This is a genomic window from Streptomyces achromogenes (genome assembly GCF_030816715.1).
GTDB lineage: Bacteria > Actinomycetota > Actinomycetes > Streptomycetales > Streptomycetaceae > Streptomyces > Streptomyces achromogenes_A.
Map to the genome: position 1 here is coordinate 8,390,401 of NZ_JAUSYH010000001.1, position 15,868 is coordinate 8,406,268.

A 15,868-nucleotide genomic window follows, 5' to 3' on the forward strand; every position below is an offset into this window, starting at 1 on the left:
GCCGGCCGGGCGCGGCCGTGCGCCGCGGGAAGCGCCGGGCCGACGCGCGGACCCGGGGCGCACAGAACCGCGCCTGCGCCGACGCCGGCGTGCCGCACCCGACCCTCGGCGACATCCGTCCGACCGTGACGTCCCCACCGTCCGACCCGACCACCCGACGCGCCCACGCCCCCACGATGGGAGTCCGACCATGTCCCAACCCCCCTCTCGCCGCGGTCTGTTGAGACTGGCCGCCGGGACCGCTGCCGCGGCCCCGCTGCTGCACGCGACGCCCGCGGCGGCCAGTGCCGCCGCCGAGCCGGCCACGGCGACTGCGGCGTCCCGAGCGTCCGCCGCCGCCCCTGAGGCTCCCGCTGCGGCAGCCGCGCCCGTCCCGCCGACCTGGACCGTCCAGCCCTTCGCGCTGGACCGGGTGACGCTCGGCGACGGCGTCTTCCGCCGCAAGCGCGACCTGATGCTCGGCTACGCGAGGTCCTACCCGGCCGACCGGATCCTCGCCGTCTTCCGGGCCAACGCCGGGCTCGACACCCGCGGCGCCCGGCCGCCGGGCGGCTGGGAGACCTCCGACGGCAATCTGCGCGGCCACTACGGCGGCCACTTCCTCACGCTCGTCGCCCAGGCGTACGCCGACACCCGAGAGACCGCGCTGAAGACCAAGCTCGACTACCTGGTGACCGCGCTGGGCGAATGCCAGGCGGCGTCGGCCGACCACGGCTCGCCGAGGCCGAGTCACCCCGGCTACCTGGCGGCCTACCCGGAGACCCAGTTCATCCTGCTGGAGAGCTACACGACCTATCCCACGATCTGGGCCCCCTACTACACCTGCCACAAGATCATGCGCGGGCTGCTCGACGCGCACACCCTGGGCGGGAACGCGCAGGCGCTGACCATCGCCTCGAAGATGGGCGACTGGGTCCACAGCCGCCTCGGCCGGCTGCCGAAGGCGCAGTTGGAGCGCATGTGGTCGATCTACATAGCCGGCGAGTACGGCGGGATGAACGAGGTGATGGCGGACCTGTACGCGCTCACCGGCCGGGCCGAACACCTTGCCGCCGCCCGCTGCTTCGACAACACCGCACTCCTGGACGCCTGCGCCGACGGCCGGGACGTCCTGGACGGCCGGCACGCCAACCAGCACATCCCCCAGTTCACCGGCTACGTACGGCTCTTCGATCACACGGGTGAGCAGGAGTACGCGGCCGCGGCCCGCAACTTCTGGGGCATGGTCGTGGGTCCGCGCACCTACAGCCAGGGAGGCGCCGGCAAGGGGGAGATCTTCCGGGCCCGGGGTGCGATCGCGGCCACCCTGGGCGACGACAACGCCGAGACCTGCGCGACGTACAACATGCTCAAACTGAGCCGGCAGCTGTTCTTCCACGCGCCCGACGCCGCCTACATGGACTACTACGAGCGCGGCCTGACCAACCACATCCTGGCCTCCCGCCGGGACACGTCCAGCACGACCAGCCCGGAGGTCACCTACTTCGTCGGCATGGGCCCGGGGACGGTGCGCCAGTACGACAACACCGGTACCTGCTGCGGCGGCACGGGCATGGAGAACCACACCAAGTACCAGGACTCGGTGTACTTCCGCTCGGCCGCCGGCGACGCGCTGTACGTCAACCTCTACCTCGCCTCGACGTTGCGATGGCCGGAGCGTGGGCTGGTCCTGGAGCAGACGAGCGCCTACCCGGCCGAGGGCGTCCGCACGCTGACCTTCCGCGAGGGCGGCGGCAGCCTCGACCTGAAGCTCAGGGTCCCCTCCTGGGCCACCGCGGGCTTCACCGTCGCCGTGAACGGGGTCCAGCAACAGGCGTCGGCCGTCCCCGGGAGCTACCTCACCCTGCGCAGGGAATGGCGGCGCGGCGACCGGGTCACCGTCTCCGCGCCCTACCGCCTGCGCGTGGAGCGGGCATCGGACGACCCGACCGTGCAGTCCCTCTTCCACGGGCCGGTTCTGCTGGTCGCGCGGAGTCAGGCGACGGACTTCCGGCAGTTCTCGTTCTACAGGGACTTCACTCTGCGCGGCGACCTGGCCGACGCGATCCGCCCTGAGGGCCGTCCGCAGTACTTCACCACGCACGGTCTGACCCTGGCCCCGTTCCATGTCGCGGACGACGCCCGCTACCACGCCTACTTCCGGCGCGTGGAGCCGGTCGTCGTCTTCGGCACGTCCGACTCGGGCGTGCCGAACCGCTCCCGCGGCGACGGCCTGACCTTCCTCGACGTCCTGTGGCAGCAGGCGCCTTTCGTGACCTCCGCCGCCTTTCTGGCCGCCGTACGCGCCCTGGCCGACGCCTGGCGGGCCGACGGACGGTTCACGCCCGCCGAACGGGACCGCGTCGTCGCCGCCGCCACCGCAGCGAACCTGCGCCGCTGACGGCACAGCGGGCCGCCCGCCCAGCCGCCTGTACCCGGGGAGACGCACGTCACACGCGGCCGCTGCCGCCGTCCGTCACATGTGGGCGGCGCGAGCCGTCATTGCCGTGTAAGCCCCCGACACGGCAAGGAGATCATCATGGAAGCGCGTCTCGACCTGCTCGGCACCCCGTTCGCCGGCACTCTGATGAAGCACTTCAACACGGCCGGCAAGGCCGTCACGCAGTCGACGCTGCCGGGCACGGTCCAGCAGCTGGTGATGCTGCGGGCCAGCCAGATCAACGGCTGCGGATTCTGCACCGACATGCACACCAAGGACGCCGTGCACGCGGGCGAGTCCGATCAACGCCTGCACATGGTCGCGGTGTGGCGGGAGGCCAAGGTGTTCACCGACGCCGAGCGCGCCGCGCTGGAGCTGACCGAGCAGGGCACGCGCATCGCCGACGCGGCGGGCGGTGTGCCCGACGAGGTCTGGGCGAACGCCGTGAAGCACTACGACGAGGAGCAGCTCACGGCCCTGGTGGCGCTCATCGCGCTCATCAACGCCTACAACCGTCTGAACGTCATCGTCCGGCAGCCCGCCGGCGACTACCGGCCCGGCATGTTCGGCTGACGGACTGACGGACTGACGGACTGACGGACTGACGGACTGACGGACCGGCGGGCATGTCCGCGACGCAGGACCGGCCGATCGCACGACCGTGGCTCGAGGGGTGGCCCGCCCCTCGAGCCGGCGTCGGTCTCACCCCCTGCCCTGCCCTCAGCTTCACGGAACGTGCACAACCGTCCCCCTGAACTTTAGGTTTCAAGCGCTACGCTCGTCGGCAGTCCGAGCGGCCGGACCCCACGCCGTGCCGCTCGTATCCCCCCATGCTCAGGAGACTCGCGTGCGCGACGGCGACGTAGTGGTGATCGGCGGCGGCTATGCGGGCGTCCGCCTGGCGAAACGGCTGGACGCGACGGCCCGGGTCACGCTGGTCGACCGCAAGGACGTGTTCTTCCACCGCATCGCCTCCCTCCGCGCCGGTGTGCGCCCGCAGTGGTCGGTCACCCCGTTGATCCCCTACGACCGGCTGCTGCGCGACGGCCGGATGGTCGTCGGCAAGGCGGTCCGCATCGACACCGCCGAACGGCAGGTCGTCCTGGCCTCGGGCGAGCGGCTGCCCTACGACGTGGTGGTGATCGCCACCGGCGCCGACTACCCCGAACCGGCCCGCTTCACCGGGACCACCGCCGAGGAGACCCTCAAGACGTTCGCCGGTCACCAGCGTGACGTCGCCGCCGCCGAGCACGTCCTCGTGGTGGGCGGCGGTCCCTCCGGTGTCGAGCTCAGCGCCGAGATACGCCTGGCCCGGCCGGACGCCCGGGTCACTCTCGCGCACTCCGGGCCCGCGCTGCTGCACTCCACGGGCAGTGAGCGGGCCGGCCGCAAGGCGCAGGCCTGGCTCGAGTCGCACGACGTCGAGGTCCGTCTGGACTCGTTCATGTCCCGCGGCAACGACTTCGGCACCTACCGCGACGGGCACGGCGGCGTTCTCGAAGCCGACCTCTCCTTCTGGGCTACCGGCACCACCCCCAACACGCTGTGGCTGCGCCTGGCCGGGCTCGGCGACTGGCTGAACCCGGCCGGGCACGTCAGGGTCGACCGCCGGCTCCGGGTCGAGGGATGGCCGGACGTGTTCGCCGTCGGCGACGTCAACGACGCGACCCAGCTCAAGATCACCCCCGCCGCGCTCGCCCAGGCCGACCTCGCCGCCCACAACATCCGCGGCTACCTGCAGAGTCCCGGCAGGCACCGCAGGGAGCCCCGCCTCTACCGGCCGCTCCAGCGCACCCCGCTGATCGTGCCCTTCGGCCCGACCGACGGACTGACGCTGCTGCCCGTGCCGGGCGGCGAGAGCGCGGTGCTCGGCGGCCGCACCTCCGTCCTGGCCAAGGCGAAGACCCTCATGACCCCGTACATGCGCCGTCAGTTGGGATACACCGCCACCTGACGGACTGCCGTTCCCCCTGCCCCGCACGACCGGTCCCACCCGGGCCGACCGGCCGCGCCCGGGCGCGGCCGAAGTGGCTGGGCCGCGTCGAGGCGCGAAGTGGACGTCGAGGGTGAGGAGCCGCGGCACGTGCCGGATGCCGAGCGGGCCGACAGGTCGCAGCGGCGGTCGCCGTCGACGAACAGGCCCTCGGCGCACGGGGTGGTGTTACCGTCGCGCGATGTCCAAGACCGAGATCGACTCGCTGACCGCCGAATTCTTCGGCGCGTTCGACAACCGGGGCGGCAGGACTCCTGACGTGGCACGCATCCGCAGGCTGGTTCTTCCGGCCGGCGTGGTGGTGAAGACCGGTCCGGAGTTCACCGTCCTCACCGTCGAGGAGTTCATCGAGCCTCGCCGGCGGCTGCTGACCGAGGGCCGGCTGGTGGAGTTCGCCGAGTGGGAGACCTCCGAACGCACCGACATCGCGGGCGACATCGCGTCGAGGCTCGGCGAGTACCGCAAGTCCGGGATCCTGGACGGGGAGCCCTTCGAGGGCGGCGGGACCAAGACCTTCCAGTTCGTTCGCACCGCCGAGGGCTGGCGCATCGCAGCCCTGGCCTGGTTCGACCAGCCCTGACCGCCGCGGCGTCCGCGCGGCGCACATGCCGGCGGTGTGCCCCTCGTGTGCCCGATCCGCCGCGGCCTGCGGGCACTTCGGCCGGTGGTGAGGTGACACACCGCCCGGATCACGCTCAGGAAGTCGCCGTCCCGCCGGGCTTGTGCAGGAGAGGCAGGGCGTCCAGGTACTCGGGCGGGTGGTCGAAGGCCCCGGTCAGGGTGGCGAGCCGGGGCTGGAGGCTGTGGGTGAGGGCGTCGACGGCGGCCGGGAGCTCGTGCACGTGTCCCGCGTCGATGTGGCCGTCGGCGAGGAGTATGCCGGTGTGCGGGGTGAGGTGGGTGAGCAGGTAGAGGGCGGCGATCTCGTCGAGGAGGCGGCGGGCCGGTTCGTGGGTCGTGCGGGCCAGGGTGGCCAGGAGGGCGTCCGCGGCCCGCAGCCTGATGTGGGTCTGAGCCTTCTGCAGCGCGGGAGCGGATGCCGTGTTCCAGCGGGCCTGCGGATCGTGCGAGGGTCCCTGGCGCAGGGCCCGGTGTGCCTGCTCGTGGAAGGCGTGCTCGGTGCGGGCGAGCAGGTTGCGCAGGTGGTGGGGGTTGGTGAGGACGGGCGGCCCGGCGTCCGGGAGGAGCGGGGCCGGCGGGTGGTGGAGCAGTTCCGCGGCCGCCTTGGTGGTGACGAGAAGGTTGTCGCCCTCCGCCGTGATGGTGCCCTCGATGTACTCGGGGAATCCGGCGAGGTGGTTCGCCGGGAGAAGCCCCTGCGCGCCGCAGCGCTCCCGCGCCTCGAGCGCGATGGTGCGCGCCTCCCAGGTGATCCAGGCCTTGGCGAGCGCGACGAGGCGTTCGAGATCGGCGCGGTCCGCCGCGTCGGGGCTGCCCCACCGCGCGGTGAGCGAGCGGTGCAGGAACGTCATCGCGTAGGTGGTCGCAACGCCCTGGAGCAGCCGGCTGTGGTGGGTGCGATGGGCGTTGATGGGCAGCCGCTGACCGGGCCGGGCGCCGCTGACGTGCCGGTGGTCGCCGTACCGGACGGCGATGGCGAGCGCCGCGCGTGAGGCTCCGACGGCCGCGGCGCTCATGCACAGCTTGCCGACGGTGACCCGGGAGATCGAGGTGAGGAAGCGTTTGCGGCGGTTGCCGAGGCTGCTGGTGAGGACGTCGTCGGGACCCAGTCGCCCGTGCTCGCCCTGGAGGAGGGCCCGGCGCGGCAGGGGGAGGTGGTCGAAGGAGGTGAGGCAGTGGTCGACGGGGGCGTTCGGACGCAGCGGGAGGGGTGTGACGGTGATGTGGGGGAGCGGTCCTTCGTGGTCGGTGAGCGGGGTCAGGAAGAGGAACACCCCGTGGTCCCGGTCGCCGACGAGCAGTCGCGCGGCCACGACGGCGCTCTTGGGGCCGCCCAGCGTGCTGGTGTTGGGCATGAACTTGGCGGCGCCGGGGTGGGGGGTGTGCAGGAGGAACCCGCCCGTCGCGGGGTCGAGACGGGCGGTGGTCTCCAGCGCGAAGGCGTCGTTGCCGTGGTCGACCTCGGTGCACAGGAAGGTTCCGGTGCGTCGCAGCGCGGTGAACTCGGTCAGGTCCCTGGAGGGTTCGGCGTCGTGGTCGAGGAGGCTGCCGAGGAAGAGGTTGTAGTGGATGCTGGCGACGGTGGTGAGGCCGCCGCCGCCGTCCACGATGGCGGCCCACTCGTGCAGCGCTGTGAGGAGGGCCGGGTCGGTCGCGAGCGACGCGGGGTCGGCCGGCACGTCGTTGACCAGACGCAGCCAGGCGTAGGACTGCGCGGCCCGCTCCTCGGGGGTGAGGCCCGGCCGGTGACGGAAGTCGTCCCGGGCGATGAGGCGGCGCCACGGGGCGTGGACGCGTTCCCGTTCGCCGTCCTGGTCGAACAGCAGCCGGGTCAGCTCGCGGACGGTCGCCGCGTCGTCGCGCGCCGGTCCCTCGGCTGCGTCCACGAGGGGGCGGGGACCGCTGCGGTGCGGCCCGGCGGGGCGTTCCGCGCCGTGGAATGCCAGAAGGGCCATGACCACTCCCCGTTGTCGCGGATCCGCACACCGGTACGCCTGGTGGCGCCGTCCGCCAAAAGATACGGACCTACCGGTTTTCTCATCAAGTCGGAAACCGGCAATCCGACCGGCCGTCGATGGCGTGTTTTGGGGGGTGTCCGGGCCGCGGGAACGCGCCCGGAGCGGGTGTGGCGAACTCACCGCCGAGGTCCGGACGTCGCGGCGCCGAAAGCCGCGACGACCGGTCGGCTGGCCGGTCGCCGGGGCCTCGGTGGACGTGCGGTGGCGAGGTGGCAGGTGTCAGACCTGTCGGTATATTTTCGAGCCGGATTCGCCGGAGCTACCTCGGAGGTGGGGCGTGGCGCTGCAGGAACGGGCCGTCCGGACGAGGCGGGCCGTCCTCGTCGCGGCCGCGGCGGTGTTCGCCGAGGTGGGGTACGAGGCTGCGACGATCGCGGAGATCCTCGCCCGGGCCGGTGTGACCAAGGGGGCGCTCTACTTCCACTTCTCCTCCAAGGAGGAGCTGGCGCAGGCCGTGCTGGCCGGCCAGCTGGAGACCGTCCCGGCCGTGCCCGCGCGGGAGTTGCTGCTGCAGCAGGGGCTGGACGAGGCGTTCGTCCTGGCCCATCTGCTGTCGGTGGGCGATCCGCTGGTCCAGGGGAGCATCAGACTGACCGTGGACCAGGGGGCGCCGACGGACGGGCTGGACCGGCGCGCGCCGATGAGCGGGTGGATCGCGCACAACGCGGACCTGCTGGGGCGGGCGAAGGAGCGCGGCGAACTGCTGCCGCACGTCGATGTGGCGGCCGCCGCGCGGATGTTCGTGGGCGCGTTCACCGGGGTCCAGGTGCTGTCCAAGATCATGACGGGGCACGCGGACCTGCCGGAGCGGGTGGCGGACCTGCAGCGGCATCTGCTGGCCGGGGTCGCGGTGCCCGCCGTGCTGTTGCAGCTGGACACCGCCGCCGACCGGGGCGCCCGGGTGTACGAGGAGGCAGTGAAGGCCAGTTGGCCGACGGGGCAGCCCCGAGTCGCCGGATGACCGGCGCGGCCTCGTCCGGTGCGGGCCGTCCGGCGGCGCCCGCGGGTCGCCGAGCGGCCGGCGGCCCCGGCTCGCCCGGCGGCGCGTGAGGGGGTGACCGGACACGGGGTGTCCCCGGCGGCCGGTGTGGAGCAGGCGCGTGCGGGTCGGCAGGGGTGCCCGGGTCGGCAGGGGTGCCCGGGTCGGCAGGCGTGTGCGGGTCGGTGGTTGAGGGTGGGGCGGCAGGGGGAGGGGTCCGGCACGAACGGTTGTCCGGGGGCGTGGTTCCGTGCCCTCGGCTGAGAGGCGGGCGACGCCCTGCCTCCCGACCGGTGCGCATGCCGACCCTGCAGGACCGACCCTGGGAGTCCGACGATGGATACGACAGCCTGCCCCTACGCCCTGGACGTGACGGGGCGCGATCTCGCGGGCGAGGCGGCGATGCTCCGGGCCGAAGGCCCCGCCGTGCGGGTGGAGTTGCCGGGTGGTGTGGTCGCCTGGGCGGTGCTGCGCCAGCGTGAGGTGGAGCGGCTGCTGACCGATCCCCGGGTGTCGAAGGACGCACGCAGGCACTGGCCGGAGCTGATCGAGGGGCGCATCACCGAGGAGTGGCCGCTGTACCCCTGGGTGATCAACGAGAACATGCTCTTCGCCTACGGCGACTCGCACACCCGGCTGCGCAGGCTGGTGGCGGGGGCGTTCACCGCGCGGCGTTCGGAGGCGATGCGGCCACGGGTGGCGCAGATCGCGGCCGAACTCGTCGACAAACTCGCGGCGAGCCGGCCGGGGGAGCCGGTGGACCTGCGGTCCTCCTTCGCTGAGCTGCTGCCGATGCGGGTGATCTGCGAACTGTTCGGCGTGGCGCAGGGCGAGGCCACCGACGCCCTGTGCGCCGCCCTGCACACGGTGTTCGGCACGACGATCAGCGGCCGGGAGATCGAGGCGGCCCGTCTGGAGGCCTTCGTCCGGCTGTCGGACCTGGTGCAGGCCAAGCGGGCCGAACCGGGCGACGACCTCACGTCGCTGCTGATCCAGGCACGTGACCGGGAGGACCGGCTCACCGAGGAGGAACTCCTGGGCACCCTCTTCCTCATGATCGCCGGAGGGCAGGACACCACGGCCGCCCTCATCACCAACGCGGTCGGTGCGCTGCTGCGGTGGCCCGAGCAGCTGGAGCACGTCCGGGCCGGCCGGGCTACCTGGCAGGACGTGGCTGCCGAGACGATGCGGGTGCACACTCCCGGGGCCTACTCGCCGATGAGGTTCGCCGTCGACGACATCGATCTGGACGGCGTGCTGATCCGCAAGGGGGAGGCCATCCTCGTCAACTTCGCGGCGGGGGGCCGGGATCCGGAACGCTACGGGCCGCACGCCGAGCGGTTCGACGTGCTGCGCAAGGACCGCGACGGCCTCGGGTTCGGCCACGGGCCGCACCGCTGCCTCGGGGCGCCGTTGGCCGGAGTGGAGGCGGAGAGCGCCTTCGCCGCGCTCTTCGAGCGCTTCCCCCGCATGGAACTCGCCTGTGCGCCCGAGGAACTCCTGCCGTTGCCCAGCTTCCTGATGAACAGTTACCGCTCGCTTCCCGTCCGGCTCGTTCCCGTCCAGGCCTGAACCGGACATCGTGTCTGCGCCGTCGAGGGCCGGGAGCCCAGGGGCGCGGACCGAAGATACCGAACACGCGGTTTACTTCGGCGCGGCGCCGATGGGATGCTCTCCCCCGTTCCGCCGGACGCAGGACGCTGCTCTCCGCCGTCCGCGCAGGCTGGGGAGGAAGACCTGATGGCCAAGCAGGCACGGGCGGTCCGCACCCGCCAGGCCCTTGTCCGGGCGGCGGCCGAGGTGTTCGCCGCCGAGGGGTACGCCGGGGCGTCCCTTCCCGTCATCAGCGAACGGGCGGGGGTGAGCAACGGCGCCCTGCACTTCCACTTCGCCAGCAAGCACGACCTGGCGGCGGAGGTGGAGAGGACGGCGGCGGACCGCGCGCAGCGCCTCGCCGAACGATGCCGCGGCCGGTCGGACACGCTGCTGCAGTCCCTCGTGCACACGGCCTGCGGACTGCTGCTCGCGGTGGTCGCCGACCCCGTGATCCGGGCGGGGTTCCGGCTGAGCGGTGATCCCTCGCGCAAGGACGGAACGCGGCTGCTGCGCTGGTGGCAGGCGTGGGTGCACGAGCTCGTCGTACAGGCGCAGCGCGAGGGGGAGCTCGCACGGGACGTCCCGGCCGACGTCGCGACGACCGTGATCGTGGCCGCGACGGCGGGCTTCGAGGTGATGGGGGCGGCGGACCGCGACGTGCTCTCGGTCGAACGCGTCACGCAGCTGTGGACCTTCGTCCTGCCCCGGCTGGCGGCCCCGCCCGACCACGCCTCGACGCCGCAGGGACCGCGGGCACCGGTGGAACAGCCGGGCGACTAGGCCGTGTCCGGCACGGTCCGCCGACGGGGAGCCTGGGCGGGGTCGTCGCCGGGGCGCGGGGCGGTGGCGGGCGGCGCGTGGGCCGTCACGGGCGTCGACGTCGGCGTTTGTGCACGTGTCCCTCCCGGACATAAGCCAGTTGGGCCTTCGTGTCCGCTGCCAGGAGAGGAGCGCCCGTGCCGCAGTCCGAAGAAGAGCCGCTCGTCGCTCTCGCGGCGTGCCTCGAGCGTGACGACCCCCGTTTCGCCCGGGCGCTGCGGACCGGACGCCCCGCCCGGCCCCGCGAGTACCGCCGCACCGGGGCCCGCTGGACGCTGGCGGCGGGCGTGGCCGTGCTGACCGGCGGCGTCCTCCTGTCGCACGGGCTGCTCATCGCGGCGGGCCTGGTCGTCACCGGCATCGGCGTGCAGCTTCTCGACGCGCACCGGGCGCGCGGGGGCAGCCGTCACCTTCCTCTGCGGTGAGGCGGGGAGCCCGGCCTGCGCTAATATTCTTTACCGAGTGCTTACGTTTCGCCGGGCGTCGCGCTCGGCAGTGGAGCGACGGCCGGCGGTCCGGTCATCGACGTGAGGGAGGGCGTGCCATGGGTCGAGTCATCCCCGTGCGCGTCGACAACGCCGCTCGCGACCGCGTTCCCGATATCGGCGGTACCGGCCCGAGCGACCACCCGCAGCGCTGACGTGTAGCTCCCCGCACGGTGGGAGCCCCGCCACCCCAGGGCCGGTACTGCCCCGCACACGACCCCGCTGCCGCCCGGCACGCCCCGGGCCGACCCGACGGTCCGCGCCTCGGCCCCGCCCGTCGGCCGCCCCGGTCGGCGGGCGGGGAACGAACGGCTCTGCCGCCCGCAGCGCCCACCCGACTGCTCCGCGCGGTGCCCCGGGCACCGGCCGGCCCGTCCGGAAAGTCCGCGTTCCACCCTGACGTACGGCGGTCCGCCCTGCGCCCGCACACCCGGCGCACACCCGGGGGCGACCCCACCGGCCCCGCGACAGCACAGACGCACCCCGCCGACCTCGACCGACGCGCCACCACCGATCCCGACCGACGGAGGACAGACGCCCGTGCACGACACCACCGCCCTGCTCATCGAACTCGGGGCGATCATCCTCGTCCTGGGCCTGCTGGGACGTCTGGCGGGCCGGGTGGGCTTCTCGCCCATACCCCTCTACCTGCTCGCCGGGCTCGCCTTCGGCCAGGGCGGCATGCTGCCCCTGGAGGCGAGTGAGGAGTTCATCGCGACCGGCGCCGAGATAGGGGTCATCCTCCTGCTGCTCCTGCTCGGCCTGGAGTACAGCGCCTCCGAACTCGTCACCAGCCTGAAGACCCAATACCCCTCCGGCGCGGTCGACTTCGTGCTCAACGCCGTCCCCGGCGCGGCCGCGGCCCTGCTGCTCGGCTGGGGTCCGGTCGCCGCGGTGGCGCTGGCCGGCGTCACCTGGATCTCCTCCTCCGGCGTGATCGCCAAGGTCCTCGGAGACCTGCGCCGGCTGGGCAACCGCGAAACCCCGGTCGTCCTCGGCATCCTGGTCATGGAGGACCTCTCCATGGCCGTCTACCTGCCGATCCTCACCGCCCTGCTCGCCGGCGTGAGCCTCGCGGGCGGCGCGCTCACCCTGCTGATCGCCCTGGGCACCGTGGGGGCGGTCCTGTACGTGGCGCTGCGGCACGGACGGCTGATCAGCCGCGCGGTCTCCTCCGACAGCGCCGAGATGCTGCTGCTCGTCGTCCTCGGCCTCACCCTTCTGGTCGCCGGCATCGCCCAGCGCCTCCAGGTCTCCGCCGCCGTCGGCGCCTTCCTGGTCGGCATCGCCCTGTCCGGCGAGGTCGCCGAGGGCGCCAGCAGTCTTCTCACCCCGCTGCGGGACCTGTTCGCCGCGGTCTTCTTCGTCTTCTTCGGGCTGCACACCGACCCCGCGGCCATTCCGCCCGTCCTCTTCCCCGCCCTGGCCCTGGCCACCGTCACCGCCCTGACGAAGATCGCCACCGGTTACTGGGCGGCGCGACGGGCCCAGATCTCGGTCAAGGGCCGGTGGCGGGCGGGCGGAACCCTGGTCGCACGGGGCGAGTTCTCCATCGTCATCGCCGGACTCGCGGTCGGCGTCGAACCGCGCATCGGACCGCTGGCGACCGCGTACGTGCTGATCCTGGTCATCCTCGGGCCGATCGCCGCCCGCTGGACCGAGCCCCTCGCAGGCCGTCTCACCGCGAGGCGCGCGGCACCGGCGGGAACGGCCGAGGCCGCAGGCGCCGTGGACGCCGCGGAATCCGCCGGGAGCGCCGGGACCACGGGAGGCGCAGGGGCCGTTCCCGCGAGCCGTTGAGGAACGGCAGGCCGCGGCTCGGTGACGACCCCCGGACGGCGGCGCCCCTTCGAGAAGGGGCGATAATCCGTGGGCGAGGACGTCCGAGCCGAACGGGGAGGCCATGACCGACCGCAGCACGTCCGAGCCGTTCCTCGACGGCTTCCAGCGGATGCTCGCGGACGCCGCCGGCACCGGCCGCCGTCTGACCCGCGAGGAGATCCAGTCCCGGCGGGCGCACGGCGCCCGGGCCGCCGAGGACGGACACGACTGGCGCAGCCTCGTCCGGGCCCATCTCGCCGCCGGCCGGGAGGGCTGGCCGCGGGGGGCCGACCCGTCCGGTGTGCTCACCGTCGTCGAACAGGCCCTGGACGCCTTCGCCGACGGCTACGAGAGCGCGCAGCGCCTCGTGATCCGCAAGGAGGAGGCCGCCCGCCGCGAATTCATCGACGACCTGCTGCACGGGCGCGGGGACCCGGGGCAACTCGCCGCGCGCTCCGAGCGGTTCGGTCTGCGCCTGTCCCGCGCCCACGCGGTCGCGGTGGCCGAGGGCCCCGTCGGGTACGACGAGACGGACCCCGTGCCCCGCCGGGTGGCGGACGAACTGTTCGGCCGCTTCGAGAACCGCCGCATCCTGTTCACCACCAAGCACGGCCGGATGGTGTGCATCGCCCCGGGAGACCAGGACGAGGTCCTCACCCACTTCGCCAAGCAGGCCTACGCCGCCGCAGGGCAGCTCCAGGTCGCCGTCGGCCGACCCAGACCGGGACCGGTCGGCATCGGCCACAGCTACGAAGAGGCGCTCAACGCCCTTGAGGTGGCCCAGCGCATGGGCCTCGACGAGCCGCTGCTGCGCGCCGCCGACCTGCTCGTCTTCCCCGTGCTCGCCCGGGACCGGCTGGCCCTGGTGGATCTCGTCCACAGCGTCCTCGGGCCGCTCGAACGGGCCCGCGGCGGTGCGCAGCCGCTGCTCGCGACCCTGACGGCGTACTTCGACTCCGGCTGTGTGGCGGCGGCCGCCGCCCGGCGGCTCTCGCTGAGCGTGCGTGCCCTCACCTACCGGCTGGAGCGCGTCCACCATCTGACCGGCGCCGACCCCGCCGACCCCGGCCACCGCTACACGCTGCAGACCGCGGTCATCGGCGCCCGTCTGCTCAACTGGCCCGCCAGACCCCTGCATCCGACCGACGGGCCTGCCTGAGGCCGCCGCGCGGGGCGGCCCGGACGGCTCACTCCCGTGCGAGGATCGCGGCGGCCGCGTCCACGCCCTCCCGGGTGCCGATCACGATGAGGATGTCCCCGCCGGTCAGCCGGAACTGGGGCGTCGGCGACGGGATGGCCTCGGCGCGGCGCAGTACCGCCACGATCGAGACACCCGTCTCGGTCCGCATCCGGGTCTCCCCGAGCAGCCGCCCGTTCCAGTGCGACGTGGCCGTCAGCTCGACGCGCTCCGCCACCAGACCCAGCTCGGTGGTCGACAGCAGGCTGGGACTGTGGTGCGTCGGCGTCATCGCGTCGACGAGCGCCGCCGCCTCCCCGGAGGTCAGGCGCACCGACAACGCGCAGGCGTCCGGATCGTCCTCCTGGTAGGCGTTCAGCGTCCGCGCTCCGTCGCGGTGCGCGACCACCGAGACGCGGCGCTGCTCCCGTGTGGTCAGGTCATAGCGGACGCCGATGCCCGGCAACGGCGTACTGCTCAGGCGCGGAGCCCCCATGACTGCCCCCAGTCTTCATCGAGCGTGCTGCGAACGTTGTCGGTCCACCCTAGTGCCGTGCCCGCAGACGTTCACCGGCCGGCCTTTGCGGTCACGGCACCGGGCCGTCTCGTGCTGTGTCGGGCCGGGCGGCGAAGCCGGACTCGGCGCCCCGGCGACCGGGTGGGAGACTTCGTGTTCAGGACCACGCTGCCGTGGGGCCGCCGCTCCGTCGGCCGGCGTCCCCTCGGCAGGGGGCCGGAAGGAGGCGTGGAGAATGATCGAGTGGGTGTCCCTCAGACAGGGCACCAGGCCCGTACCCCAGCCCGTCGCGACTCCGCTGGTGTGGGCCACCGCGTGCGTCGGCGCGCTGACGCTGGTGACGGTGCACAACATGGTCGTGGGCTCCGACCGCCCCGGGCTCGCACTGGCCGCGCTGTCCCTGCTGGCCGGCCTGCTGGGTCTGTGCGCCCGCTTCACGGCGGCCCCCGGCACGGCCCTGCTGTGCTGGCTGACCCTCAACGGCTTCGCCGTTCCGCCCGCCGGCACCCTCACCTGGACCGGCCACCGCGACACCTTCTGGCTCACCTGTCTGTGCGCCGCGACCCTCGTCGGCACGGCGGCCGCCCGGATCGGCCATGCCCGGGCCGCGTACCGTCGTCTCGCGTCCGCGGTCACGACCCCGGACCCGCAGGACGAGCCGCACCTCGGCTGATCCGCTCTCTCAGCCCTCCACACCGGTGGCGTCATGGGCCGCTCCCACCGGCTTCGACTCCGGGGAGCCTCGTTGCCGAAGGTAGATGGAGAGCACCGCCATGGAGGCGACCGCGAGCAGCTCGGACTGCCAGTTCTGCAGGGTGCGGCTCCAGAACTCCGCCGCGCCCAGGTAGTCCGGCCAGCTCAGCGGCGACTGCAGCTGCCGCAGCCGCTGCTCGTTGCAGGCGGCCACGCCGGTGATCGACTGGACCAGCCAGGACAGCAGGAACACCGTCCCCATGACCAGCAGCAGGGATTGCGAGTACAGCGTGCGCCGCCAGCCGCCGCTCCTGGCCCAGCGCGGCGAGCCGTCCTTGGCGTACGCGCCGACCATCTGGTCCTCGTCCGACTCGCCGCCGGCCTTGTGCAGTTCCTTGGACTCCGGTGAACCGCGTTGCAGCAGCCATACCGTCGCCCCGATGTAGAGGAAGAACTGCAGGTACTCCGACTGCCAGTTCTCCGAGACGTCCACGGCGAAGTCGGACGAGGTGACGTACGCGCCGAGGGAGATCCGCTGGAGCCCGTCCACGGCCATCTGGTCGTTGAAGTCGGCGTGTCCGGCGATCGCCTGGCCGACGAGGCTCAGCAGGAAAGCGCCGAGGAAGAACAGCCCGAGCCCGTTGTCACGCACGAAGCCCCGCGGACCCCGGCGCTGCGGGGGCCGGGTGCGAGAGGACGGGCGGGTCATCGGTGCATCAGTCCCAGGGCC

Annotated in this window: 14 protein-coding genes; 11 read left to right on the forward strand and 3 right to left on the reverse strand. The window is 73.1% G+C overall.

Annotated features, from left to right (window positions below):
* Positions 1 to 190: 190 nt before the first annotated feature.
* The 4 genes from QF032_RS36860 (at position 191) to QF032_RS36875 (ending at position 4,992) form a co-directional block, all read left to right on the forward strand.
* Positions 191 to 2,380, forward strand: coding sequence for a glycoside hydrolase family 127 protein (locus QF032_RS36860; protein ID WP_307059465.1), 2,190 nt, complete (start codon positions 191 to 193; stop codon positions 2,378 to 2,380).
* Between the two features lie 138 nt (positions 2,381 to 2,518).
* Positions 2,519 to 2,992, forward strand: a complete 474-nt coding sequence (locus tag QF032_RS36865; RefSeq protein ID WP_307048749.1) for a carboxymuconolactone decarboxylase family protein — start codon at positions 2,519 to 2,521, stop codon at positions 2,990 to 2,992.
* A gap of 274 nt (positions 2,993 to 3,266) precedes the next feature.
* Positions 3,267 to 4,373: an NAD(P)/FAD-dependent oxidoreductase gene (locus QF032_RS36870; protein ID WP_307059466.1), complete on the forward strand. Its 1,107-nt coding sequence runs from the start codon at positions 3,267 to 3,269 to the stop codon at positions 4,371 to 4,373.
* A gap of 220 nt (positions 4,374 to 4,593) precedes the next feature.
* Positions 4,594 to 4,992, forward strand: coding sequence for a DUF4440 domain-containing protein (locus tag QF032_RS36875; protein WP_307048751.1), 399 nt, complete (start codon positions 4,594 to 4,596; stop codon positions 4,990 to 4,992).
* 115 nt (positions 4,993 to 5,107) lie between these two features.
* Here the strand turns inward: QF032_RS36875 and QF032_RS36880 are convergent, their stop codons facing one another.
* Positions 5,108 to 6,988 carry an acyl-CoA dehydrogenase family protein gene (locus QF032_RS36880; RefSeq protein ID WP_307048753.1) on the reverse strand — a complete coding sequence of 627 codons (1,881 nt, stop codon included), beginning with the start codon at positions 6,986 to 6,988 and terminating at the stop codon, positions 5,108 to 5,110.
* Between the two features lie 340 nt (positions 6,989 to 7,328).
* Here QF032_RS36880 and QF032_RS36885 point away from each other — a divergent pair, with 340 nt between their 5' ends.
* From QF032_RS36885 to QF032_RS36910, 6 genes are all read left to right on the forward strand, one after another.
* Positions 7,329 to 8,012: a ScbR family autoregulator-binding transcription factor gene (locus QF032_RS36885; RefSeq protein WP_306946108.1), complete on the forward strand. Its 684-nt coding sequence runs from the start codon at positions 7,329 to 7,331 to the stop codon at positions 8,010 to 8,012.
* A 354-nt stretch (positions 8,013 to 8,366) separates the two neighbouring features.
* The gene (locus tag QF032_RS36890; protein ID WP_307048756.1) at positions 8,367 to 9,602 is read left to right on the forward strand and encodes a cytochrome P450 family protein; all 1,236 of its coding nucleotides are present in this window, start codon (positions 8,367 to 8,369) and stop codon (positions 9,600 to 9,602) included.
* Between the two features lie 168 nt (positions 9,603 to 9,770).
* Complete coding sequence (locus QF032_RS36895; protein ID WP_307048758.1) at positions 9,771 to 10,406, forward strand: ScbR family autoregulator-binding transcription factor; 636 nt, start codon at positions 9,771 to 9,773, stop codon at positions 10,404 to 10,406.
* A gap of 176 nt (positions 10,407 to 10,582) precedes the next feature.
* A complete protein-coding gene (locus QF032_RS36900; RefSeq protein ID WP_306946105.1) occupies positions 10,583 to 10,870 on the forward strand; it encodes a DUF3040 domain-containing protein in 288 nt (95 codons plus the stop codon).
* A 600-nt stretch (positions 10,871 to 11,470) separates the two neighbouring features.
* On the forward strand, positions 11,471 to 12,730 hold the full coding sequence (locus QF032_RS36905) for a cation:proton antiporter (protein WP_307059468.1): 1,260 nt from the start codon (positions 11,471 to 11,473) through the stop codon (positions 12,728 to 12,730).
* Positions 12,731 to 12,833: 103 nt separating this feature from the next.
* Positions 12,834 to 13,910, forward strand: coding sequence for a PucR family transcriptional regulator (locus QF032_RS36910; protein WP_307048762.1), 1,077 nt, complete (start codon positions 12,834 to 12,836; stop codon positions 13,908 to 13,910).
* A gap of 28 nt (positions 13,911 to 13,938) precedes the next feature.
* Here QF032_RS36910 and QF032_RS36915 read toward each other — a convergent pair whose 3' ends face one another.
* Positions 13,939 to 14,424, reverse strand: a complete 486-nt coding sequence (locus QF032_RS36915) for a cation:proton antiporter regulatory subunit (RefSeq protein WP_307048764.1) — start codon at positions 14,422 to 14,424, stop codon at positions 13,939 to 13,941.
* Between the two features lie 256 nt (positions 14,425 to 14,680).
* Between QF032_RS36915 and QF032_RS36920 the strand changes: the two genes are divergently transcribed.
* Entirely contained in the window at positions 14,681 to 15,118 is a 438-nt protein-coding gene (locus QF032_RS36920; RefSeq protein ID WP_307059470.1) for a hypothetical protein, read from the forward strand.
* Positions 15,119 to 15,127: 9 nt separating this feature from the next.
* Here QF032_RS36920 and QF032_RS36925 read toward each other — a convergent pair whose 3' ends face one another.
* Positions 15,128 to 15,847: a DUF6766 family protein gene (locus QF032_RS36925; protein ID WP_306946102.1), complete on the reverse strand. Its 720-nt coding sequence runs from the start codon at positions 15,845 to 15,847 to the stop codon at positions 15,128 to 15,130.
* Between the last annotated feature and the right edge of the window lie 21 nt (positions 15,848 to 15,868).